This window comes from Nocardioides carbamazepini, assembly GCF_024614185.1.
GTDB classification, from domain to species: domain Bacteria; phylum Actinomycetota; class Actinomycetes; order Propionibacteriales; family Nocardioidaceae; genus Nocardioides; species Nocardioides carbamazepini.
Genome location: NZ_JAHTLF010000024.1, coordinates 94,365 through 117,463, shown reverse-complemented (window position 1 = coordinate 117,463; position 23,099 = coordinate 94,365). Strand labels below are relative to the sequence as shown.

At 69.5% G+C, this 23,099-nt stretch carries 19 protein-coding genes, 1 pseudogene and 1 riboswitch; of the genes and pseudogenes, 14 read left to right on the top strand and 6 right to left on the bottom strand.

Annotation, left to right across the window (positions count from 1 at the left end; genetic code table 11):
• Positions 1-93: 93 nt before the first annotated feature.
• The 14 genes from KVF89_RS25560 (at position 94) to KVF89_RS25495 (ending at position 16,784) form a co-directional block, all read left to right on the top strand.
• Positions 94-4,137, top strand: a complete 4,044-nt coding sequence (locus KVF89_RS25560) for an Ig-like domain repeat protein (protein WP_257429877.1) — start codon at positions 94-96, stop codon at positions 4,135-4,137.
• Positions 4,138-4,338: 201 nt separating this feature from the next.
• Positions 4,339-4,428, top strand: a riboswitch (cobalamin riboswitch).
• An 85-nt stretch (positions 4,429-4,513) separates the two neighbouring features.
• On the top strand, positions 4,514-5,317 hold the full coding sequence (locus KVF89_RS25555) for a hypothetical protein (RefSeq protein WP_257429874.1): 804 nt from the start codon (positions 4,514-4,516) through the stop codon (positions 5,315-5,317).
• A 15-nt stretch (positions 5,318-5,332) separates the two neighbouring features.
• Positions 5,333-6,760, top strand: a complete 1,428-nt coding sequence (locus KVF89_RS25550; protein WP_257429871.1) for a hypothetical protein — start codon at positions 5,333-5,335, stop codon at positions 6,758-6,760.
• Positions 6,757-7,776 (top strand): hypothetical protein, encoded by a 1,020-nt coding sequence (locus KVF89_RS25545; protein ID WP_257429869.1) that lies wholly within the window; start codon positions 6,757-6,759, stop codon positions 7,774-7,776. The genes KVF89_RS25550 and KVF89_RS25545 overlap by 4 nt, the downstream gene beginning before the upstream one ends.
• On the top strand, positions 7,769-8,797 hold the full coding sequence (locus KVF89_RS25540; RefSeq protein WP_257429866.1) for a hypothetical protein: 1,029 nt from the start codon (positions 7,769-7,771) through the stop codon (positions 8,795-8,797). The genes KVF89_RS25545 and KVF89_RS25540 overlap by 8 nt, the downstream gene beginning before the upstream one ends.
• A complete protein-coding gene (locus KVF89_RS25535; protein ID WP_257429863.1) occupies positions 8,794-10,227 on the top strand; it encodes an ABC transporter ATP-binding protein in 1,434 nt (477 codons plus the stop codon). Before KVF89_RS25540 ends, KVF89_RS25535 begins: the two co-directional genes overlap by 4 nt.
• Positions 10,224-11,114: a hypothetical protein gene (locus KVF89_RS25530; RefSeq protein WP_257429861.1), complete on the top strand. Its 891-nt coding sequence runs from the start codon at positions 10,224-10,226 to the stop codon at positions 11,112-11,114. Before KVF89_RS25535 ends, KVF89_RS25530 begins: the two co-directional genes overlap by 4 nt.
• Positions 11,111-12,130, top strand: coding sequence for an AAA family ATPase (locus KVF89_RS25525; protein WP_257429858.1), 1,020 nt, complete (start codon positions 11,111-11,113; stop codon positions 12,128-12,130). Before KVF89_RS25530 ends, KVF89_RS25525 begins: the two co-directional genes overlap by 4 nt.
• 12 nt (positions 12,131-12,142) lie before the next feature.
• Positions 12,143-13,069 (top strand): DUF58 domain-containing protein, encoded by a 927-nt coding sequence (locus KVF89_RS25520; RefSeq protein ID WP_257429855.1) that lies wholly within the window; start codon positions 12,143-12,145, stop codon positions 13,067-13,069.
• Complete coding sequence (locus KVF89_RS25515) at positions 13,059-13,562, top strand: hypothetical protein (protein WP_257429852.1); 504 nt, start codon at positions 13,059-13,061, stop codon at positions 13,560-13,562. Before KVF89_RS25520 ends, KVF89_RS25515 begins: the two co-directional genes overlap by 11 nt.
• Positions 13,553-14,527 carry a VWA domain-containing protein gene (locus tag KVF89_RS25510; RefSeq protein WP_257429849.1) on the top strand — a complete coding sequence of 325 codons (975 nt, stop codon included), beginning with the start codon at positions 13,553-13,555 and terminating at the stop codon, positions 14,525-14,527. The genes KVF89_RS25515 and KVF89_RS25510 overlap by 10 nt, the downstream gene beginning before the upstream one ends.
• Positions 14,524-15,492, top strand: a complete 969-nt coding sequence (locus KVF89_RS25505; protein WP_257429845.1) for a vWA domain-containing protein — start codon at positions 14,524-14,526, stop codon at positions 15,490-15,492. Before KVF89_RS25510 ends, KVF89_RS25505 begins: the two co-directional genes overlap by 4 nt.
• Positions 15,479-16,189: a hypothetical protein gene (locus KVF89_RS25500; protein ID WP_257429843.1), complete on the top strand. Its 711-nt coding sequence runs from the start codon at positions 15,479-15,481 to the stop codon at positions 16,187-16,189. Before KVF89_RS25505 ends, KVF89_RS25500 begins: the two co-directional genes overlap by 14 nt.
• A complete protein-coding gene (locus KVF89_RS25495; protein WP_257429840.1) occupies positions 16,167-16,784 on the top strand; it encodes a hypothetical protein in 618 nt (205 codons plus the stop codon). The genes KVF89_RS25500 and KVF89_RS25495 overlap by 23 nt, the downstream gene beginning before the upstream one ends.
• Before the next feature lie 66 nt (positions 16,785-16,850).
• Here KVF89_RS25495 and KVF89_RS25490 read toward each other — a convergent pair.
• The 6 genes and pseudogenes from KVF89_RS25490 to KVF89_RS25465 form a co-directional block, all read right to left on the bottom strand.
• Positions 16,851-17,068: pseudogene (locus tag KVF89_RS25490) on the bottom strand (hypothetical protein); the annotation flags it as partial.
• Positions 17,069-17,128: 60 nt separating this feature from the next.
• Positions 17,129-18,307 carry a serine hydrolase domain-containing protein gene (locus KVF89_RS25485; protein ID WP_257429838.1) on the bottom strand — a complete coding sequence of 393 codons (1,179 nt, stop codon included), beginning with the start codon at positions 18,305-18,307 and terminating at the stop codon, positions 17,129-17,131.
• Positions 18,304-19,176, bottom strand: coding sequence for an aKG-HExxH-type peptide beta-hydroxylase (locus KVF89_RS25480; RefSeq protein ID WP_257429835.1), 873 nt, complete (start codon positions 19,174-19,176; stop codon positions 18,304-18,306). The genes KVF89_RS25485 and KVF89_RS25480 overlap by 4 nt, the downstream gene beginning before the upstream one ends.
• Positions 19,173-20,378 carry a radical SAM protein gene (locus KVF89_RS25475; protein WP_257429833.1) on the bottom strand — a complete coding sequence of 402 codons (1,206 nt, stop codon included), beginning with the start codon at positions 20,376-20,378 and terminating at the stop codon, positions 19,173-19,175. Before KVF89_RS25475 ends, KVF89_RS25480 begins: the two co-directional genes overlap by 4 nt.
• Positions 20,379-20,640: 262 nt before the next feature.
• A complete protein-coding gene (locus KVF89_RS25470) occupies positions 20,641-22,329 on the bottom strand; it encodes an NHL repeat-containing protein (RefSeq protein WP_257429830.1) in 1,689 nt (562 codons plus the stop codon).
• Between the two features lie 5 nt (positions 22,330-22,334).
• Complete coding sequence (locus KVF89_RS25465; protein WP_257429827.1) at positions 22,335-23,048, bottom strand: phosphotransferase; 714 nt, start codon at positions 23,046-23,048, stop codon at positions 22,335-22,337.
• Positions 23,049-23,099: the final 51 nt, after the last annotated feature.

Sequence of the window (23,099 nt, the reverse complement as noted above, 5' to 3'; positions counted from 1 at the left end):
GTCGTGGACAACGGGAAAGTGGCCTGAACCGCCCGCTGGGGTGGTTCGTTCCTCTCATCGTCTCTCCACGCAGTGGCAACAAGGAGAGAACACATGGGCCCGAGACCCATCCATCGCCCGCGCCACCGCGGGACCGCGCTGCTGTGCGGCGTACTGACGGCGCTCGCCCTCGTCCTGGGGCTCGCGCCGGCCGCCTCGGCGGCACCGGACGACGAGCCCGACCCGGGCACCATCGACGTCTACGTCACCTTCGAGGGCTACAACCTCGGCCAGGGCTACTACGCCGAGCCCGTGAAGCTGACCGTGCCCGACGGCACCACCGCAGCGGAGGTCACCGAGTCCGTCCTAGAGGACGGGGACCACGACTTCGACGACCCGGGCGACCCCACGTCCGGCGGCTGGTACCTGGCCAAGGTGAAGGGCTTCGACACCGGCGTGGTGAACGTCCCGTCGCATGTCACCAGCCAGCCGGGCTTCCAGCTCATCGCCGAGGACGGCGACGGCTACCTCGGCCAGTTCGACTACTCGCAGATGTCGGGCTGGATGTACACCGTCGACAACGTGATGGCGCCCGTGGGGGCCGGCGCCTGGGAACTCACCGACGGCGAGGTGATGCGCTGGCAGTTCACCATGCACGGCTATGGCTGCGACACCGGTGTGCCGACCGGCTGCTGGGGTGCCGAGCCCTACTTCACGATGGCGGACAAGTCCGAACTGATCCGGACCCTCGCCGATCCCGCCCCGGCGACCGCCACCGAAGCGGAGATCGAGGACGGACTGGACGTCGCGATCGACCCGCTCGCCACCGAGGTTGAGGTCGATGAGGCGATCCTGGCGCTCACGCAGGCGACCGCGGTGGTCGAGCCGTGGGTCACGATCGCGCCCCCGTCGCAAGGCCTGTTGCTGAACCGGATGCAGCGAGCGCTGCGCAACGAGTTCGGCCAGAACCCCGACAGCTACGACTACAGCGTGCTCGAGAAGGTCCGGATCACCGGTTCGCTCAACAGCCAGGACTACGCCGACCTGCGCAACCCTGCCTATGCCGGCACCAGCATCGAGGAGCTCGACCTGTCGGGCGTGATCGACGGGACGACGTACGCGCTCAACGGGATGACCGCGCTCACCGACGTCAGCCTGCCGCCGGTCGCGTCGTACAACGTCGCCAACCCGTTCCAGGGCAACTCCAGCCTGCGCAACGTGGTGGTCGCTGCCGAGACCTACGACTTCGGCTCTGCGACGACTTTCAACGGCATCACGACGCTTGAGCGGATCATCTTCCTGCACCCGACGAAGCCTCGGTTCAACGCCAGCACGTTCAACGGGTCCAACAACGCCGACCCGGAGAACCGCACGGTCGTCGCCGTGGTGCCGGACGAGACCAGGGGCGACTACGACAAGACGACCTTCTCGTCGTACTTCTCCGATGTCGTCGAGGCTCCCACCCGCGACGACCGTCTCGAAGTGCGGTCCGTGATCGACGAGGCCAGCTCGATCGGTGAGGGGGCGGCGGTGCCCTTCCGCTGGACCCTGCTCCAGGACGCGCTCGCCACGGCCACCGTGGTCCGTCGCGATCCCGCTGCGACCGCTGCCGACCTCCACCAGGCGCGCCTGGTCTTGCAGACCGCGATCGGCCGGGTGGGCTTCGACGGCCCCGGCCTTTCCGTCAAGGTCACCAAAGGCGCCGACGTGACCCTGTCGTGGAAGAACGGCACCGCCCAGCACTACGCGGAGTTCGTGTCGTACCCGGTCGCGAAGGTCGACGCGCTCTCCGACGCCAGCCACGACGTCTACGTCCCGACCACGCCGGTCGCCTACAGCTCGCAGAAGATCGCCACGGCGGTCATTGAGGGCGAGACCGACAAGGTCGCCAAGATCTTCACCGTGAACGCGGGCTCGGCAGAGACGCAGTACACGCTCGACCTCACGCCGCTAGAGGGACGCGTCGACACGTCGCTGGCGATCCCCGGTCTGGGCGCGGGCGATCCTCGCAACCTCTACACCAACCTGGACGACACCGGCGTGGTCAACCTGGAGGTGGGGGAGCACTTCGACCTCGACACCTACAGGACCTCGCAAGCGCAGCTCGACCAGGTCAACAACCTGTTCATCGAGCCCGACTACACCTTCGAGGTGTCCGGAGACAGCGTCACGACCAGCGAGGTCGGCTACGAGGGGCGCCGGCAGTTGCGCATCGACGCCGAGCAGCCGGGTGTGAGCGTCATCAAGATCACCTACGACCCGCTGCACTACCTGGCTGCCAACGACAACGGGACGCCGGGCAACACGAACTGGTCGTTCAACGGCATCGAGGAGCAGAACACCGGTCTGGTCGTCGTGAACGTCGGCGGGGACGACCCGTCGTTCGACACCGGGATCGACGTTCGCAACGAGCTCGACACCTACTACTTCGACGAGGAGGTCGGCTATCGGCCGTTCGCCTTCACGCCTGACGCGGGGACGACGGTGCGGGTGCACCAGCCGCTCAACCGCAAGTCCTGGGGCACCGGATGGCGGGGCTACGAGCCCGCGGAGGACGGAGAGTTCACCGTCAGGCTCCGGGGCGGGCGCAACATCATCGAGCTGACGAACGGCGGCGAGACGACGTACTACGTCGTGCGTGCCAAGGCCATCGACGTCTCGATAGAGAACACGACCGATCCGGGCCAGGAGTTCGAGACCGGTGACGTCGCGCGAATCAGCATGGTCGGGGTCGAGGGCGGCATTGAGAAGCTGGGCGGCATCTATAACCCGGCCTTCGTGGCGGGGACGAGGCCGAAGCTGACCTACTCCGACGGGATGTCCAGCATCCAGAGCAACGAGGGCGGCCAATACACGAGCGCCACCACGACCTATGCGCTCGACTACACCGTGCCCGCCGCCACCGAGGCGACCCTCAACGGGCACCTGTCCATCGGCGGTCTCGGCTCGGAGTGGCCCTACCACCGGATCATCCCGCTGGAGGGCAAGCCGGCGAACCTCAACGCCGTGGCCATCGGTCCCTACGACCTGGGCGCCACGCCGCCGGTCTACCTCTACGACGGCCGGCTGACCACCGCTCCGGACGTGATCCCCGTGGACACGGAGGCGTTGCAGACTGCGCTCTCCGCGGCGGGGGAGCTCGACGAGGCCGACTACACCGCGGTCAGCTGGACGACCCTGCAGGCGGCCGTGGGCGCAGCGACGGCGGTGGCCGCCGACGAGGACGCCACGCAGGGCGAGGTCGACCAGGCCGCGACGGTCCTCGACGACGCGATCGACCAGCTGGTGCCGGTCACCGCGCCGGAGGCGCCGGCGAAGCCCGAGGTCTCGGTGGACGGCGACGCCGTGACCGTCACCTGGGTCGCCCCGCAGGACAGCGGCTCGCCGATCACCGGCTACACCGTCGCGCTGACCCCTGCCGGGGGAGCTGCGGTGACCCGTACCGCGGGCGCGGGCGCGACCAGTGCCGTCGTCGACGACCTGCCGGCCGGCACCTACACCGCCACGGTCACCGCGACCAACGCGAAGGGTGACTCGGCCGCCTCGGCCGCCTCGGCCGAGGTCACCGTGGCGGCCGCTCTGATCGCCACCTCGGTGTCGGCCACCGCGCCGGACGTGGCCTACGGCCAGGCCGGCCGGGTCCGGGTGACCGTCTCCGCGGCGTCGGGCCAGGAGTCCCCGACCGGGACGGTCTCGGCGAAGATCGCGGGCCGGACCGTCACCGGCGCGCTGAGCGACGGTCGCGCGACGCTGGAGATTCCCGCCAGGTCGCTCGAACCCGGTACGACCGGTCTCACCATCGCCTACGAGGGCGCCGACGGCCGGTTCAACGCGTCGTCGACCCAGGTCACGGTGAAGGTGGCCCGGGCGACGCCGACGCTCACGATCGAGAAGAGGGCGAAGAAGGTCGCGCGCGGCAAGGTCGCGATCTACCGCATCGCTATCACCGCGCCCGGCGTCACGCCGACCGGCAAGGTCACGGTGCGGATCGCCGGGAGGTCGAAGACCGTGACGGTCGACGGTCAGGGCGTCGCCGTGGTCAAGGTCAAGGTCAAGAGGACGACCAAGCCGGGGGCGAAGAAGGTGAAGGCGACCTACGGGGGCGACGCCCACGTCGATCCCGCGAAGGTCAAGGCCAAGACCCGCGTGACCCGGTGAGTTCCGGGTGAGACCAGGACGGGGTCCTGCCGCGGCGGCGGCAGGGCCCCGTCCCACTCCCCGCCACGCTGCGCGACGCCGGACTGGTTCAGCGTCCCTCTGGCGCGGCGATCTCCGATTTGCCGTGGTCGCCACCCGGGCGCATACTCGGCTCGGGCCTCGTGTGCCTGAGAACAACTGAACAGCCCTCCGTGGTGTCCAAAGCCGGTGCGAATCCGGCGCTGACCCGCAACCGTGAGTCGAGCGGAACCCCGCTGACGAGTCGGACTGGCCCCGGAGGCAGCAAGGACACATCAACCGTCGTGGACAGCGGGTGGGTGGGCATGGCGCCTCGAAGCCCGTGACTCTCCTCCCGAGCGGAGTGGGAGAACGTTTCATGAGACAGCGCTCGTACGGGCTGGTCCTCGCCCTGATCCTCGCCTTCTCCCTGCTGGGCGTCGTCTCCGCGTCCGCGGAGCCGGCCACCAGTGGCTGGCGCGCGGGTCGGTGCGCGCAGAACGAGGGACTGACCGTCGTCGTCGACTTCGGCGCGACCTCCGAGCGCGGTTGGGAGGCGCGCTGCCGGATCGGAGGCGCCCCGCTGAGCGACAGCCGGATCTCGGCGCTCGAGGCCGTCGGGTACGGCGTCGGCGTGGACTGTGGGCTGGTGCTCCGTATCGATGGTCTGGGGAGCGCGAGTTGTGGCTCGCCACCGTGGTGGACGTACTCCAGCTCCGAGGGCACGACCGGCTGGACGAACGACTGGTCCCTGGACGGCACGCAGAGCCTCACCGACTGGTTCTACGGTGTCTGCCTCAGCGACGCGCCGTGCAGCCCGCGGATCCCCCCGCAGTTCGGCGCCGGTGCGCCCGCCCTCCCGTCGCCGGCCACCGACCCGCAACCGCCGGCAGCCCCGGTGCAGCCCACCCTCAAGGTCACGAGGAAGCCCACCACCACGCGGGCAGGCACGGTGCGGGTCGACGTCGCCTCGGCCGCCGGCCAGGCCGCGGCAACCGGCCGGGTCAAGGTCGTGCTGAAGAAGGGGGCGGCCAAGCGCAGGGCCAAGGCCACGCTCACCGGCGGCGGCGCGAAAGTCAGGCTGCCGAGACTGGCGAAGGGCGTCTGGAAGGTCACGGTCCGCTACCTCGGCGACGCCACCCACCCGGCAGCGGCGGCGACCTACCGGCTCCGAGTGCGCTGATCGCCGGAGCTGAGCATGAGTAGGGCACTCCGAAGGCCGTGGGTAGGTCGCCGGCGACGAGGACTCGCCGTCCTCGTGGCCGCGGGCCTGCTCGCGTGCCTCCCCGGGGCCGCGCACGCTGCCGCGTCGATGCGATCGGCGCTGTGCGACGGCTATGCGGGCGCCGGCGGCTGCCGGGTGGAGGCCAGCGGGACGGAGATCAACGGCGGCGGTCAGGTCATGGCGACGGTCTGGGGAAACGCCGGCGTCGCCGTCGCGGTCATGCTGTACCTCGTCGATTTCAATGCCTCGGGTGCCATCACTGGCCTGGTTCCAGTGAGTGACCCCCAGGCCAGTCGCACCATTCCCAAGAGCGGGAACCCGAGCGAGGGATGGTCGCCGCAACCGATGATGCTGACAGCCAGGCCGCCCGCCTCGTCGCCCTCCGGTGGTTGGCTGCTCGTCGGCCTGGCCGACGACACCAGCGACCTGGCGACGCAGATCCAGACCGGCACGCTCCTCCCGTACGGCGGCGCCACGCTGCGCTCCCTCGGCGACACCTACGCGGAGCAGAAGCCGGTCGGCACCGAGTTGAAGCTCGACGTCATCGGCCAGGTGCCGGGCGAGCGGTACTGGGTCGAGTACGAGACCGAGGCCGGCACGTGGCTGCCGGCGGGCCCGGGCTTCGGGGACGCGCCGAAACTCGACGGGCCGCCGGACCAGCGCCGCCAGCTGACCTATGTCGTGCCGGACACGCTCACCAGGGACAAGGAATACCGGTTCCGGGTCAACTCCAGCCTGAACTACGATCGGGACCTCAAGACGCCGGTCGCCGAGCCTGCGGCCATCTGGTGGCGGGTGCGTCCCTCCGACACCGCGGCCCAGAACCTGCCCACAAAGGAGCAGGGCAAGGAATTCGACAAGACGCTGGCCCCGGGACAGGCCGACCTCGAGCCGTTCGCCGAGGCGCTGAACGATCCCGACGTGGGCTGGGACCCTCCATCGCAGCCGTCACCGACGCCGACCACACAACCTCAGCCGACCGGCCAGCCCGAGCCGAGCGGGTCGCCGAAGCCCAAGCCGTCGGAGAAGGCACCCGACCCGTCGCCTCCTGCCGATGCCGGAGGCGCGGCCGCAACGGCGCCGACCGCAACGGCGCCGACCGGGACCGCGCCCGCCCCGGCCGGCGGAGGCGAGCAGGCCCCGCCCTCCGTGACCGCCGCGGCCCCTCCGCTCGCCGCCGACACCGGGCAGACGGGGCAGACGGGGCAGACGGGGCCCGCGGGCTCGGTATGGGGCCGTGAGGCCACGACGAGCAGTACGGCGGGACCTGTGCTGCAGGCGTCGCCGGGTCTGGGCCGCGTGCTCGGGCTGCTCGGCGTCCTGCTCCTCCTCGCGCCGGGCGCCTGGTGGCGCCTCAGCCGCCGGTGGGCCGCCCGCGACGCCGAGGAGCCGCTGGCGTGATCCTCGCTCCCCGGCGCGCGGTCGTGCGGGGGCTGTGCGTGGCCGTCCTCCTCATGGCGGCCACACCGGCACCCGGGCAGGCGATCGAGCCTGCCACCCCCTCTCCACAGACCGACGCCCTGTGCGTGGAGGCGACCGTGTCCTGCTCCGTCCAGGTCGCGCCGACCTGGATGGAGGGAAGGACCGCGGAGGTCGCCGTGACCGGCCGCTCCGACGTCGAGGTCGGCGTGCGGGCGTTCCGGGTCACGGCCGCCGACGGACGGAAGGCGAAGCTCGTCCCGGCCGGTCCCGCGGTGCGAGTCTCCACCGACGACAACGGGTTCGGACGCGCCGACCTCCAGCTCCCCGCCGTCACCGAGGACGAGACCGGCGGACCCCTGCTGCTCGCCCTCGAGGACAGCACCGGCGCCGACCTCGCCACCGTGCTCGGCACCTGGACCGTGCTCGCGTCCCGCCGTCCGGTGGTCCTCGGCGACGGCTTCGGCACCGCCAAGCCGGTGGGGACCCCGCTCCGCCTCGACCTGACCGCGGCGCTGCCGGGCGCGCGGTTCGAGGTCGAGATCGAGCGCGACGGGCAGTGGCAGCCGGTCAGCAGCAACGGCACCACCTGCCTGGACGCCGTCGCGACCTGCTCGGTCGGCTATGAGATCCCTCGCGGCCTGGACCCGGTCGAGCACGATGTGCGGCTGGTCGACCGCGCCAGCGGTACGCCCGTCGCCTCCTGGACGGTGCTGCCCTCGGAGGAGGGCGACCCGGAAGCCCGGGCGCCACTGCCTGCCACCCACGCGGTCGGAGCCGCCGTACCGGGCTCGGTGACCGAGGCGGACGGCGTGGCCTCCAACCCGGTGCCCCGGCCCCGCTGGAAGACCCCTGACCTCCCCGACGCCGTCGGCGGCGCGCACTCGCGGGGGCACTCCGTCGCGACCGTGCACCGGGCCTCCCTGACCCTCGTTGCCCTCGCCGTGCTGGCCTGCCTGCTCGGCGCGGCGACCGGGATGAGGCGGCGTCATGGCTAGCGTGCGCAGGGAGGCGTGGGAGGAGCAGTTCACCGCGCTGCCCTGGGCGCTCTGGGCCGGGGTCATGGCGCTCGTCGTCACCTCGACCACCAACGTCGTGGTGCTGGTCGCGGTCGCGCTCGGCTGCTGGCTGACCATGTACGGCGTCGGCGGGCCCCGCGCAGTGGTGTCCCGTGTCGTCGGCGGACTCTCCCTGACTCTCGTCGCTGTGTGGGCGGTCCTGGGGGTGCTGATCCACCGGGCCGGTCTCGGCGGCGAGGTCGTCTGGTTCCTCCCCGCGTGGTCCAGCGAGACCGGCGGCGAGTTCGGTGGTGCCGTGACCCTGGGGCAGCTCCACTTCGCGGCCGCGCGCGCCGCACAGGCCGTGGCCGTGGTCGCGGTCCTCGGCGTCCTCGCCCAGGTCGTCTCCGCCGGGGGCTGGCTGCGGCTGGCCGCGGCGACCTGGGGTCGCGCCGCCCGCCTCTGGGGACCGTTGCTCTGTCTCGGTGAGGCCTATGCCGCCGAGCACGACGCTCGGACGCGCGCCCGCCGCTCCGGCCTCGACGCAGGTGGCCCGGGCGCCACGGTGGTCGACGTGACGGATCGGGCGCGGACGCTGGCCGAGGATTGGTTCGCCCACCACCGCCCGGTCCGGTCCGGCACGCGCGGCCTAGCTGTTCTAGCCGGGCCGGTCGGACTGATGGCCGTCCTCGCGCTGTCCGTGTGGTGGGCGGTGACGGCGATCGATCCCGGAGGGTGGCCCACGGTCTCCGGGATGGAGCGGACGCTCCTCGCGGCCGCGGTCCTGGCCGCTTTCGGCATTGCGTTGCACCGCGGCGCCGTACCCGGACCGGAGGCGGGAGACGTGGTCCCCGTGGTGAGTGCCGTCGTGGTCGCGGCGGCGTGGTTCGCCCGGGACCTCACTGGTGACGCGGGGGCGGTGCTGGTCGACTTCGGGCGGGCGCCGCCGCTCCCCGTGATCCTGCTGCTGTCCCTGGCGGCGTTGCCGGTGCTCGCTCTCGCGGGCGGAGGACGCCGGTGACCCCGACCACGCCGACGACTCCGACAGCGTTGCGGATCGACGGGTTCTCCCTCTGGCTGCCCGCGCGCGGCACGGTGCTGTCCTCGGTCTTTGCCGAGGCGTCCGGGGTCACCCTCCTGGTGTGCCGCAGCGGCAGCGGGGCGAGCACGCTGCTGCGCGCCGCGGCCGGAACACTCCCGGCGGGCGCTCGGGTCGCCGGCACGATCGAGGCCGGCGGGCGCCCGCTCCTCGGCCTGACCGGCGACGAGCTGACGGGGGTCGTCGACGCGTCCCATCTCGGCGAGCTCCCCGACGACGCGGCCGCCGAGGTCCTCCGCGCTGCCGACCCCGCCCTCCTCGCGTCCCTCGGCCTCGCGTCCGCCGCCGGCGCACGGGCCCCCGAGCGCCGCGCCGCGCTCCGGCTGGTCCGCGCGCTCTCCGGCCGCGACGCGCGGCTGGTCCTGCTCGACCAGCCGCTGTTCGACCTCCAACCGACCCACCGGGCCGCGGCGTGCGCCGCCATCCGCGCCCGCGCCGCCGCCGGTGCCACCGTGCTGTGGGCCGAGCACCTCCTGGAGGACGCCGTGTCCGCGGCCGACCACGTGCTGGAGATCGAGGGCCCGGCCCGGGTGGCCTCGGCCCCGGCCGCCACCTGGCGTCCCCGGACGCTCCCGGCGCCACCGGCCATGGCCCTGAGCAGGGCGCTCGGCCTGTCTCCCGACGAGGAGCCGGACGGCCATGCCGGGCTCGCGCCGCGCACCAGTGCGCACCGCCGGCCGCCGGGCGATCGCCTCGTCACCGCGCCCCCTGAGCTGACCCGTCTGAACCGGCCGATCGAGCTCCGACACGGCGAGTGTCTCGGCATCGTCTCCCGTGACGGCGATCGAGCGGCGGAGACCGACGTCGCCCGCCGCCTCGTCGCCGTCGCCCGCGGCGCCCGCACACTCTCGTCACCTCTGCACCTGCCCCGGGCGCCGCAGGTCGGGAGGCTCGTCGCGGGCTGGGAACGGCGGCACGACCTGGCCCACGGCACCGTCGGCTCGTACGTCGAGCCGCTGGCGCGCCTCACGCCGGAGAGGTCCGTCGGGCAGCACTCGCCGGGGGAGCGGGCGGCGCTGGCCTGGGGCCTCGCGCTCAGCCGGCCCGGCCCGCGGCTGCTGATCGAGCCGACCCGCGGCCTGGACCCGGCCGGACGCCGCCAGATGGCCCGCACCCTGCGCGACGACGACACGACCTCGATGACCTGCGTGGTCTCCAGCGACGTCGAGATGCTCTCCCGTGCCTGCCACCGCCTCCTCGTGGTCGCCGACGGCGCCGTGGTCGCCGACGGAGCTCCTCTCGCGGTGCTCGGACATCTCCCGCGCCCACCGCAGCTGGTCCGGCTCGGCGTGCGAGCCCTCCGCGTCGCCGACCTCGCGCCCGGGCCTGCCCGGCGGGAGACGGCCCGGTGACGCCCCCGCGCTGGCGGCGCGTGGGGGTGCCGCACGGCTGGCGCTCGGTCGTCCTGCTCGTCGTCCTGGTGGGTGCCGGGCTGGCCTGGATCGGCTGGCCGCTGTGGGACTCCCTGACCGCACCCGACCGGGCCCAGGCCCAGGCCGAGGCGCCGTGGCTGATGGCGGCCCTGGTGTGCGGACTGTTCGCCCTCGCGGTTGCGCTGTGGCTCGATGCCGGGCGTCGTCTCGACGCCCTGGCCGTGCTGGCGAGCCTGATCGTCGCCAACACTGTCGTCCGGTCGGTGCTCAGCCCGTCGGCGAACGGCGTCGAGCTCGTCCACGCGCTCCCGCTGCTCGCGGGCATGGCCGCCGGTGCGCCCGCCGGCTTCCTGGTCGGCGCGGGCTCCGCGCTCCTCTCGACGATCGCCGTCGGCGAGCCGGCCGCAACCCTGCCGACGCAGGCACTCGTGTGGGGGCTCAGCGGGATGCTGGGCGGGCTGCTGTGGCGGATGCGTCCGCGGGCGGCCTGGCTGGCCTCCTTGCCGCTCGCCCTGCTCGCCGGCCTCGGCAGCGGAGTGCTGCTCAACCTGATGGGCTGGGGTCAGGAGCCGGGGACGACGCTGACGAGCTTCTTCCGGGGGCTGCCCCCGTCCGAGGCCGCGGCACGTCTGTGGAGCTACACGCTGGAGACCTCGCTGGTCTACGACCTGACCCGCGGGGTCACGACCGCGTTGGTCCTCGCTGTCGTCGGGCACCCGCTGCTGGTCGCCCTGCGACGCGGCGCCGGGTCCGATGCCGTCCCGGTGCCCGTCGTGCCCCGGGAAGCGATCGAGCCCTACTCGATCGACCGCCGGGAGGACCGGAGCCGACTTGATCGTCTGTGGAACGAAGGAGACCGACCATGACCGAGACGCCGACCACCACCGCCCCGAGCCGCGGCGCGGTGTCGGATGCCGACCTCGCCCGGGCGGCGCGGATCACCGAGGCCATCGGCACCGCCTTCACGAGCAAGGTCGTCGGCCAGCACGACCTGCTGCGCGGGCTGCTCGTGGCGCTGATGACCCGCGGCCACGTCCTGCTGGAGTCGGTGCCCGGCCTGGCGAAGACGCTGTCGTCGTCCGTCCTCGCCTCGGCGGTCCGGGCCGAGTTCTCCCGCATCCAGTGCACGCCGGACCTGCTGCCCTCCGACATCATCGGCACCCAGGTGTTCAACCCCGCGACGGCCGCCTTCCGCACGCAGCTCGGCCCGGTGCACGCCAACTTCGTGCTGCTCGACGAGATCAACCGCTCCTCGGCCAAGACGCAGTCGGCGATGCTCGAGGCGATGCAGGAGCGGCAGACGACGATCGGCGGCGAGACGCACCGGCTGCCCGTGCCGTTCATGGTGCTGGCGACGCAGAACCCGATCGACGAGGAAGGCACCTACGTCCTCCCGCAGGCGCAGCTGGACCGGTTCCTGCTCAAGGAGGTGCTCGACTATCCCTCGCCCACCGAGGAGGCCGAGGTGCTCGGGCGGATCGCAGCCGGCCAGCTGGAGACCCAGCAGGTCGCACCCGTCGCGACGCTCGAGGACGTGCTCTTCCTGCAGTCGCTGGTCTCCCAGGTGCACATCGCCGACTCGATCAACCGCTACATCATCGAGATCGTCAACGTGACCCGTCATCCCGACCGGTTCCTGCCGACCGAGACCGCCCGCTACGTCGAGCACGGCGCGAGCCCCCGCGGCTCGATCGCGTTCCTGCAGGTGGCGCGTGCGCACGCACTGCTCGCGGGGCGCGGGCACGTCCTGCCCGAGGACGTCGTGGCGATGCGCTACTCCGTGCTGCGCCACCGCCTCCTGCTCACGTTCGAGGCGCTGGCGTCGCGGGTGCGGCCCGAGGACCTGATCGACGCGATCTTCGACGCCGTGCCCACCCCCTAGACGACTGCGCCGATGGCCCTGCTGACCAAGATCAAGACCCGGCTCGCGCTGCACGCGCGACGGCCGGTGTCCGGCCTGCTCGAGGGCCGGTACGCCTCGACGCTGGCCGGTCGCAGCCTCGACTTCTCCGACCTGCGTGAGTACCAGCCCGGCGACGACGTCGCGGACATCGACTGGAAGGCGTCGGCCCGGCACGGTGGTCTGCTCGTCAAGCGCTATGTCGCCGATCGCAAGCACACCGTGTTCCTCGTCGTCGACACCGGCCGGGAGCTCGCCGCGCTGGCCGGCTGGCGCCCGGACGGACCCGGGGCGGACGGCCCCGGTGCGGACGGTCCGGGCGCGGCGCGGCGCGACCTGGTGATCACCGCGGCCGGGGTGCTCGGCTGGATCGCCATCAGCCATGGCGACTACGTCGGCCTGGTCCACGGGGGCGACGACGGGCCGACGATCCTGCGGCCGTCGACCAGTGAGCTCGAGCTGGAGCGGATGCTCGGCCTGATCGAGGCCTCGAGCCGCGCGACGTCCGGCAACCAGGATCCCGTGGCCGTGATGGAGCACGCCGTCATGTCGATCCGGCGCCGTACCATCATGTTCCTGCTCCTGGGCGACATCGAGGTCGACGGAGGGATCGAGGCCGTCCTGCGCCGCCTGCTGGTCCAGCACGAGGTCGTGCTGATCACGGTCGGCGACCTCGACCCCACCGGACCGGGGCGGTCCGGTCGCGCGGTGCGCGACGTCGGCACCGGACGCCGCTTCCCCCGCTTCGCCGCGGAGAGCGCGACGCTGGCAGCCGAGATCGAGGCGGCCACCGCGGACCGGGCCGAGCGGCGGCGTACGACGTTGACACGTCTCGGTGTCGCCCACCTCCACCTCGACGACCCGGACCGGGTGATCGGTGACCTGCTCGCGCTCGTCGAGAGGATGCGTCGTGTCCGCTGAGGACCTGTCGATGGCGAGGATGGAGAGATCCGTCTACCCACCGGAGTCCTACTCGCCGTGGTGGTGGCTGGTGGTCGCGCTCTGCCTGCTCGGCATGCTCGCCGTCCTGTGGTGGGCGCGGCGCGCGCTGCGCACCCTGGACGACGGGGACGGCGGCGGCGCCCTGCTCGAGAAGGTCCGCGGCGAGACCCTCGCCCGGATCGACGGCATCGCGGCGGCACTCGCCTCCGGCGATCTGACCACCGCCCGGGCCGCGGCGCGCCTCAGCGCCGAGGTACGCCGGTTCGCCGGCACTGTCACCAACGGGAACGCCGACTACCTCGTCCTGCCCGAGCTGCGCCGCGCGGCTCTCGTGGACGCACGGCTGGAGCCCGTCGTCGCCGTCGTGGCAGGGGTCGAGTCGACCGCCTTCGCGCCGTCGGGACCTTCGGGCGACGCCGGGCTCGCTGGGGCTTTCGAGCAGGCGCGGGAGGTGGTCCGGCAGTGGGCGTGATCCAGTGGTGGGTCGGCGGCGCTATCGTCGCGGCCGCCGCGGTGGCGGGCCTCGTCTCCTGGCGGTTGGCGCGGCCCCGGCGTACCGGCGGCGCCGCGGTGCTCGCCTCCTCCCTGGACCGGGTCCGTGCGCTGCCGGCGTTCCGGGCGCTGGCCCGGCAGGAGTGGCGTCGGCGACTCCTGGAGACGGCCTGTCTCGTGCTCGCCCTCGCCGGCGCCGCGCTGATGGCCGCCCGGCTGGTCGGGGTCAGTGACGACGCGGAGGAGATGCGCACCCGCGAGGTGGTGCTCTGCCTGGACGTCTCGGGCTCGATGAGGGAGCTCGACGCGGATGTCATCGACACCTACCTCGAGCTTGCGGGCCGGTTGCGCGAGGAGCGGATCGGCTTCGTCGTCTTCGACGCGAACGCCGTGACGGTCTTCCCACTCACCACCGATCGGGAGTACGTCATCGAGCAGCTGAACGCGGCCAGGAAGGCGGTCGCGGACAAGGGGACGACGGCACTGCCCGGAGTGACGGCGTACCAGGTGGGCTCGTCGCTGATCGGCGACGGCCTGGCCACCTGCGTGCGGCACTTCGACCGGCCCGACGCGCTCCGGTCGCGCACCATCGTGCTGGCCACCGACAACGAGCTCGCGGGCGATGCGGTCTACACCCTTCCGCAGGCGGCGAGGCTCGCCGAGGAGAGCGGCGTCATGGTCTTCGGCATCATGCCCGAGCGTGCCGAGCCGGAGCTGGTCGACGAGCTGCGCGCGGCGGTCGCGCCGACGTCCGGCGAGGTGCTCTCGATCGAGCCTGGGGAACGCACGAACGTGGCCCGGATCAGCTCCGCGATCAAGGCGCAGCAGAAGACGGCGGTCCTGGCATCGGCCCAGGACCGCAGCTTCGACCTGGTGACCCCCGGGGCCGTGCTGTTCCTCCTCGGCCTGGCCGGATCCCTCGTCGCCCGAGGGAGGCGGCCATGATGGTGCAACCGATCTGGCCAGTGCTGGCGGGGGCGCTCCTGCTGCTGGGCGTCACGGCGCTCTGGACATGGCGGCGCTGGCCCGGGCAGTCCCGCCCCGCACGGATCGCCGCGGGGGTCCGGCTGCTGCTCACCGCCGCGGCCGTCGTGATCGGCCTCCACCCGGTGGGCACGGTGCGCGTCAGCGTGCCCCGGGAGACGACGACGGACGTCGTGATCGTCGTGGACCGCACCACCTCGATGGGCGCCCGGGACTACGCGGACGGCCGGCCGCGGATGACGGGCGCCGCTGCCGACCTGACCCGCCTCGTCGAACAGGTCGCCGGCGCCCGCGTCGCCGTCATCGTCTTCGACGACGACGCGCGTCTCGCCGTGCCGTTCACGACCGACGCCACCACCCTGGCCGGGTTCTGGCAGACAGTCGGCTGGCGACCCTCGGCCAAGGCGTCCGGCTCGGACGTCGCGGTCGCCGCGGACCTTGCCGAGCAGCTGCTGCGCCGCGCGGCCGAGGAGCGCCCCGGCCACGACCGCTACCTGGTCTACGTCGGCGACGGCGAGCAGACGGCCGCCACGCCCCCCACCTCGTTCGCGCCGCTGCGCGGCCTGCTCGCGGGCGCCCTCGTCCTCGGCTACGGTACGGAGGCCGGCGGGCCGATGGCGACCAGCGACGACAGCGACGAGTTGATCCGCGTTGACGGCCAGGTCCAGCTGTCCCGGATCGACGAGCCGACGCTCGCCGCGCTCGCCGAGCAGACCGGAGGCGCCTACCAGCACCGGACGGCTCCGAGCGACCTGCCCGAGCTGGTGCCGTCGGGCTCGTCCGCGACCGCGACCGCGCAGGTGCCCGGCGACGAGTACTACTGGATCGTGGCGATCGCCGCGTCGGGTGGCCTGCTGTACCTGCTGGCGGCCTCGGTCGCGGGGATGCGCGCGGCGCGGGAGGAGCTGAGCGATGCGACCCGCTGACCCCCTGGCCCGCGGCCGGCGCCGCCGGATCGTGACGACGGCCGTCCTGGCCGTGTTCTTGCTGGGTGCCGTGGCGGCCAAGATCACCTCGATGCAGATCGCCCAGACGCTGGGGGAGCGGGCCTGGCGCTCCGGGGACCCGGCCGCCGCGGAACGGCTCTTCTCGCTCACCGGCCGGCTCAATGTCGTCCAGCGCTGGATCTCGCCGTTCAACCGCGGGGTGGCGGCGCACGAGCGCCGTGAGTGGGCCGACGCCGCCGACTGGTTCGAGCAGGCGATGGCGCTGGCCCCCGAGTCGGCACGCTGCCGGGTCGCCCTGAGCTGGGCCTGGTCGCTGGAGGCCGCGGGCGACGAGCTCGCCTCGAGCGGCGACCCGGCCGCCGCCGGGCGCTGGTCCGCGGCCAAGTCGGTGCTCGGGCAGGTCGACGAATGCGAGGGCGGCGGCGCGGCCGAGCCGCCCCGGTCGTCCTCGTCCGCACAGGAGACCGAGGGCCGCCTCGACGACAAGCTCAGCAATGGAGCCGCGGACGGCAGCGACGAGCCGGGGACCGAGCAGCGGACGGAGTCGAGTAGGGAACAACAGCAGGCCGAGCGGCTCGACGAGCGCAACCGCGGCGCCGCCCAGGACAAGCGGCGCGCCGAGGACCAGCAGCAACAGAGCGAGGAGCCGGTCGATGGACCCGATCGGACCTGGTAGGCGCGTCCTGCTCGGCGTCCTGCTCGGCGTTCTGCTTCTGTCGCCCGTGCCGGCGTCAGGGACCGTCGACGTCCCGACCCCGAGTCCCGCCACGATCGGGGAGTGCCTGGGACACGGCGAGATCTGGCTGCACGTCAGGACAGACGCCGGCGAGGTGCTCCGCAGCGAGTGCGTCGGCACGCCCACGACCGGCCTGGAGGCGCTGGCGGCGGCGGACGTCGCCACCACCGAGGCCAAGGGCGGGTATCTGTGCACCCTCGCCGGGTACCCGGATCGATGTCCCGGCCGGTTCACCGGCCAGTACTGGCAGTACTGGCACGCCGCCTCGGACGCCGCCCCCTGGGCGTACTCCCCGAAGGGCGCCGGTGAGCACCGGCCGGCTCCCGGCAGCATCGAAGGCTGGTGCTACAACGCCTCGGGCGAGAAGAGATGCCGGCTCCCGGTGCTCGCCGAGACCGACGGCCCGGCCGAGCGGGTCGATCTCGAGCCGGTGCGCGGCGGGATCGGCCTGTGGGCGGCCGGGATCGTCGCCGTGATGCTGGTGTTCGTGGTGGTGCAACTGCGTCGGCGACGCACATCGACTGCTCCAGAATGAGCCCCGCTATCCCGCCAGCAACGGGTGTTCGGAAGGTCGGCGCCGACCTTCCGCATGGTCGACGGTCGATCGAGTGATGAGAGACCTGTGCGAGTTGAGACGCGAGCTGTTGTAGGTGACGAGGAGTGAGGCTGCCATGGCTGCTGCGGTGATGAAAGGGTCAAGTAGTCCTGCTGAAGCGATGGGGATGGCGGCGATGACGTAGCTGAAGGCCCAGGCCAGGTTTCCACGGATCGTTCGTAGGTGCGGCGGGCGAGCCTAATGGTTTCGGGCAGCACGCTGAGGGCCCGCGTGCGGCCGGCCGCCTGGTCCGGGTAGGTCGGCCAACTGGACCAGGCCGCGGGTCAGGCGACGCGGACAAGTCGTACGCCTCTGAGATGCCCAAAACTGAGCCTCATCGAGTTCGAACCCTCCGCCACCGCCCATACCTCGGACTCGTCGTACACTCGACGGCCCGCGCGCAGTCGCCGGTGCCCGTCGACTGTCACCATCTCCACCGACAGGCGCAATCCATCATGGTGGTAGATCCCGTCTGCCGGCGCCGCGTGGCCCAGACGTCCTAACGCGCTCGAAGGCTGAATGCCATCTCCGTAGGCCGGGATCTGGAATTCGTCGCCGTCTATGTAGCTGGCGACGAGGTCGATCGCAGAGGTATCGCACCGGTTCGTGACAGCCGCGCATCTCGAGCGCCCGTTGTCGACGAACACAGCAGCGCTGAACCCTCCATCGGCTCCTGTGGCAAGCCAGCCATCAGATCGAACTGCAGCGGCGCCATAGGGACCACTGAGGTTGTCGCGTAGGACGCCGCAGCACCGGTAGGCCGCATCGATGAACTCAGCGAGCCGCATGGCCTCCGCTACCGTTCCCCAGTAGTTCGAGGCTCCAGCATCATCGGCTGCCAAGCTCCACAGTCGAGCGAATCCACTGACTGATTGGCGGTACCCCCAAGCCCTGGAGGCGATCGGCAGCTCAGGATTGGTGACCCAAAAGCCGATATCCTCACGTCCTCCGGTGGCTTCACGCCAGCATTGCTCGATACTCATCCCTGTGGCTGCCTCAAGCGCCATGCGCAGCAGGACGTATCCGGTGTTGCTGTATTGGTCCAGATCCACAGCGGGTCCCCCCTGGGCCACGGCGAGCATCGCAATCTCACGCCTTGTCACGTAGAGCGGCCCGATGTAGTCCCGCAGTTCGAGGAGCGTCCGGTAGTCGAACAATCCTGCGCGATGCTCTAGGAGCATCTCAATCGTGCATTCGCCCAGCCAACTACCTCGAAGCGAAGGAATCACGGAATGAAGAGCGATCGAGCTGCGCTCTAGCCTTTCGGGCCAGAGTCGACATATCATCGCCCCTGTCGCCAGCTTCGCAAGCGATCCGAGGTTTACCCGAGAAGACTCGGAAAACCGTACGTCGTTCTCCAAGGACGCGAGGCCCGCTACAGAGATCGCGATGTCGCCATCCCCTTGCCGCCGCGCGACTGCGTTCCCCAACTGGTCTTGCGACAGTTGAGAGTGGAGACTCACGTCTTGTCTGACGTGAGTTCGAACAGACGGCCGAAGATTGGTTCGGCAAGGCTGACCGCATCGGAGCGGGCCTCTGTTGCGAACCTCTCCGCGGCTGGACGAGCTTGAGCCAATCGCTCTACTTCAGCCTTGATGAGGCGTGCGCACACATCCGCCTCCGTGCCTGAGAGGTGAGCGAGAGCCGATTCAAGAAAATCGACGACCGTGACGAAACTCGCGATTGAGTGAAGGAAACCGAACTCAGGGCGATCTACCTTCTTCCATGGAGAATAGTAGGCCGGCGTATCGCGGTCAAGTTTCAGGTCCAGAGATTCAAGAGCATTGTTGAGCGCTAGATGCGTAGCTTCGTGAACCAAATCACGGGCCATGATCAGCCTTGACTGAATCAAATCTTGATGAATGGTGTGCAGAATGGTCGGATTCGTCCAACTGCAGATCTGTGTGCCCGAAACGACATCTCCAATAATGACGACCAATCCAACGTTGGCGTCAACCCGCTGACGCCAGCCCGTCGCAGAGACAAGTTCGAGCGCAGCATCCATCAAACCTCTATCAGCGGACGCCGAAACAATCCGCTCCGCCGTGGCCACTGGCTTGCCGTTGGGCAAGCCCGCGACGCGCAGGAGCGCCGAACCATTGGACAGCCACGCGAGTGAGTCGACAATGACATCAGCTTCCTTGACGGACCGGTGCTTGCGAATGACATGTGCCACCTGGAACATGACCGCCACCTGGGCGGCAGGTGTAGCTCTTGGCAGCCGCGCAGCTAGATCGATTCCCAGACGTGAAAACATGTCACTAAAGGCGCCCACTCGCGAAGCGAGCAACTCGTCAGAGAACCTTTGCTCGTCACCGATAGCGAGCATCATCTCGCGGCCTTTCGTGTGGGTTGAGCACGACCGATGCTGGCCAACAGTTGCTTGACGTTGGCCACCATCTGCCGTCGCCCATGACAGAATTCTTCCTCGCGCGACGACTCTCGCAACGACCTGCGCATGTAGAGCTCGCTGCCACCGCAGCCGTCCCACGCGGGGCACGGACTGCACATAGGAAGATACTCACGATGCCATTCGTCGGCGAGTTGACTACGGCGCTTGGCCAGGTATACCCGGACGTCGCCAATCGCAGAGAGGTCGGCTTCACCGGACATCGACTCGATGGAACGGTCGTTGATGGCAATGGTCTCGTCGGGATACAGCGTCACGACATCGGCGTCGCTGCCCCCACTGAAGTCCGAGTAGTTCGATCCGCGGCCGAGCAGGTTCTCGACAACGGAAGCGATTGGATCCAGCCGGTATCGCCGCCAATGGCCTCGGTTGATCCAATCTCGTTCGACAACTTCGACGAAAGAATGGAACTCATTGGGGCTAACAGCCCAAGAGGGCGGCGCACCGGGTCTAAGTCCCGCGCGCTGACGGACTGCGCTCACCGTCTGACGTCGGCTTGGTGCCGTCTGCGGACCGTCGAGGCACGGAACCAACTTGAGATTCGTGAGGTACGAGAACGAGTCGAGGCCAGCCAAGAACTCTCGAGGCATCGGGTGCTCTGTGTGCCGAGAGGTGACCACGGTAATCAGTCCGTAACGAATCTGTGACCCTTCCAGCTGCTCAATACCGCGGACTGTCTGCATCCACGATGCTTCGCCGTCATGAGTTTGCCGAAGGCTGGAGTAGTCGCCTAGACCATCAAAACTGACGCCCCACTCGATCGAGGGCGCCAACTCTGCGAAGAGTTCTAACCACGACTGGTCGATGAGCGTCCCGTTGGTCTGTATCGCAATCCTGTCGAGCGCCGCGTAGGAACTCAAGACCTGAAGGAGCGCCGCCATTCGGTCCTTCGATACCAAGAGTGGCTCGCCACCTTGCAGGACAACTTTGAGCCGCTCGCCGTTCAACTTGTCAAGGAACCGTTCCAAGACTTCCGGCGACAAGTGTCCCCGCGTGGCTGGCTTGCGCCTCTCGTAGCAATAAAGACAATCGAGATTGCATTGCTGGCCGGCAAGTTTCAAAATCGCAAGAAGCGGGCCGTGGGGCGGGCCGCTTCTTGCATCAGCCGGAGACGCGATCGTCACGCCACGGAGTCGTCGGTCAGGGACCGAATAACCTCCCAGTCGCGCGTGGAAACACTTGAGTGATGGTGCGAGGTTGCTTCCGCCTCAGAGGCCGAAGCACTGTCCAGAGCGTCGACAAATTCAGCGAAGCTATCGGCGTCGAAATCAGGTTCCATTTTAAACTCTCCTTGGTGGACCGCCACCTCGCAGTGGCTCTACACTCGCTCACGTCGTTGCACAGTAGTTGATCGTGTCACATCATATGGACCCCGCACGGAGGTGTCTAGCCGCAGTTGGCGAACCCTCCGCCGAAGCTCGGGCGAACCGCAATCACCATGTGGTTGCGGTGGTCGCTCACGAGCAAGTGGTCACCCAGGAAGTCGAGGCCCCGCACGGCCTGCGCGACGTACTGGGTTCCATCGACCTCGTAGGTGCCATCCCACAACGCGTACAGTTGACGGTCCCGGATGAACAGCACCGAGCCATTCTCGTCGGCTACAGCCAGTAGATTGCGCGCTGCCGCGACTGCGCGGGGCCTGCGAAGAGAGATGGTGCCTCCACCGGAACTTCGGGCGTGCGACAACGAGCCCATCACAGCACCTGAGTTGCGGTCCAATTGGAGGATGCAGCCCGAAGTCGGATCAGCAACATGGATGCTCTCGCCTTCGCCGAGGGCGAGTTGATGCGGGTCTGGCGATCGAATGCACCACACCGTTTCTTTGAACCCATCAACGCGCGCGACGTCCATACCGTCCGCGACGACGAGTGCTGTCTCACTGATCCAGACTGCGTCGTGCGGGTCCACGATTCGTCGACCGTCAACCGAGTCGACGATGGCGACCTGCTCGCCCGAGGAACGTTGCACGATCTTGACAGCCGCGCCGACACCGTCGCAGATCGCGACGTGCGTCCCGTCGGGGGAGAGTGAAGCGCCTCGCGGCCATGTGGTTGAGCACTCAAGCGCGGCTACTTCCACGGCTTTCATCCTGTCATCCAACGTTACGGACAGCACGCGATTGTGATTGGTGTCAGCCACAAGGAGGACGCCATCGCTCGATCGGATCACTCGCGGGAACGACAGTTCGGTCTCGCGCTCAAGTACTGGCTCGTCCGAGTCCCCAGCGACGAGGTCGCCTGCCTTCAGTTCGACTAGTTCTGGCCGCCGGGTGTCAGCTACGTGGAGAATTCCCTGGCTGCAGACGACCGACCGAGGGTCAGCCAGGCGACCCTGAGGACTTGTACCCAGGAATGTCCCACCTACGTCGACCGCGACGATACGACCATTCCTAGAGTCCGCGATATAGATGACATCACCGCTCAGAGCCACACCCATCGGGACGGAGAGGCCGGTGCAATCTCCGCGCGGGATGCCCAATTCACCAAAGACGACCTTGGGACCCGCCGAGTCGAGTCGGCCCAACACATGCATGCCTTGATCGACGAAGTACAGCACCCCGTGCGGGCCGGCCGCTAGTCCGGACGGGGAGAATCGCGTCGATAGCGAGCTGTGGCGGTAGAGCACGTCGTCGCCGCGTGGACCCATCGAGACAATTCCGCCACCGGCCCACTCATCTGTGGCGGAGATTTCTAGAGATGAAACACCAACGAGAAGGCTATCGCCATCGCCAGACACGGCACTCGGAATACCGTCGAGCGGCACTGCGACATGTTGCAAGAGAAGGCCTTCGCGGCTGACTCGCCACACTTGCCACGTGCCACTATATGAACTCCACGACCGGGCGCCGAATACAACGACCAGGTTTTCGCCGGAGCTGCAAATATCCGCCACGAAGCAATCATTGAAGGGCTTCTCCAACGCGACCATTGGCGAAGATCCGTTAATTGGCATCAACACGCAGGTCACCGTGTCAACTGACCAGACTATGCCACGATGCTCAACACAACGCCCGTAGCGCCGGTCGGGCCGGGCGGACGGAATCCCCAGGACTACCCCAGCCGAGAGGATGCCCATTTTGTTCATTCGAGATCTTCGCCCAACAACATGGAGTGACTGCCGAGCATGTTTATCACGTAGTGGTATCGTGAATACCAGGCCATGACATAGGCGCCAATCCGTGCAGGCTGTCTCTTCCTAGCAAGCATCGAGTCGATCAGTCGAATCAGTCGACGTGACGCGCCGCGGAGCAGCACAGCACAAAAGGCCTCGAGGCTCTCGTGTCCGTACCGCAACCGGCAGTTGTACACAAGTTCAAGAGCGACAGCGGGGTCCTGGCCACGTTCGACCATATCGGCCCACACCAAATCGAGGCCCTCACCCAGGCACCCTCGGTAGGCGCCGTCCCAGTCCAAGATCACGACACGATCTCCGCCGGTCGACACCAGGCAGTTGTCGAAATGAAAATCGGCATGAACCAAGACTTGTTTCCCAGTCCACACTGCTCGCCGTGCCGCAGCAACCAAGCGTCGATGTGCCGAGGGATACCGATGAAGTACTTCATCGCGCTCGTCCGCCAACGCCCACGTAAGCACACGATTGTCGAACTCGTCCGCGTGGGCGAGATCGACATACCGATCCCATCCTCTGATCTCCGGCTCCGAGGCTATCGAGAAGTTCTTTGTTGTGGCGCGATCAGCGCATGCCTCCTGGAACGTGAGGTAGGACAACAGGCAGGTCCGCTTGGCTGACCAGACGTTGGGCGCGGCGCCGGGTGCACGGCGTGTGACGACCATCGAACGTTGTCTACTCACACGCGTGTGGAGGAGCACCTGCGGCGCCGGAGC

Bases quoted from the DNA above. Each gene is read 5' to 3' on its own strand.
- KVF89_RS25560 (WP_257429877.1), top strand. From the start codon at position 94: ATGGGCCCGAGACCCATCCATCGCCCGCGCCACCGCGGGACCGCGCTG.
- KVF89_RS25555 (WP_257429874.1), top strand. From the start codon at position 4,514: ATGAGACAGCGCTCGTACGGGCTGGTCCTCGCCCTGATCCTCGCCTTC.
- KVF89_RS25550 (WP_257429871.1), top strand. From the start codon at position 5,333: ATGAGTAGGGCACTCCGAAGGCCGTGGGTAGGTCGCCGGCGACGAGGA.
- KVF89_RS25540 (WP_257429866.1), top strand. From the start codon at position 7,769: ATGGCTAGCGTGCGCAGGGAGGCGTGGGAGGAGCAGTTCACCGCGCTG.
- KVF89_RS25525 (WP_257429858.1), top strand. From the start codon at position 11,111: ATGACCGAGACGCCGACCACCACCGCCCCGAGCCGCGGCGCGGTGTCG.
- KVF89_RS25520 (WP_257429855.1), top strand. From the start codon at position 12,143: ATGGCCCTGCTGACCAAGATCAAGACCCGGCTCGCGCTGCACGCGCGA.
- KVF89_RS25505 (WP_257429845.1), top strand. From the start codon at position 14,524: ATGATGGTGCAACCGATCTGGCCAGTGCTGGCGGGGGCGCTCCTGCTG.
- KVF89_RS25500 (WP_257429843.1), top strand. From the start codon at position 15,479: ATGCGACCCGCTGACCCCCTGGCCCGCGGCCGGCGCCGCCGGATCGTG.
- KVF89_RS25495 (WP_257429840.1), top strand. From the start codon at position 16,167: ATGGACCCGATCGGACCTGGTAGGCGCGTCCTGCTCGGCGTCCTGCTC.
- KVF89_RS25480 (WP_257429835.1), bottom strand. From the start codon at position 19,176: ATGATGCTCGCTATCGGTGACGAGCAAAGGTTCTCTGACGAGTTGCTC.
- KVF89_RS25470 (WP_257429830.1), bottom strand. From the start codon at position 22,329: ATGGGCATCCTCTCGGCTGGGGTAGTCCTGGGGATTCCGTCCGCCCGG.
- KVF89_RS25465 (WP_257429827.1), bottom strand. From the start codon at position 23,048: ATGGTCGTCACACGCCGTGCACCCGGCGCCGCGCCCAACGTCTGGTCA.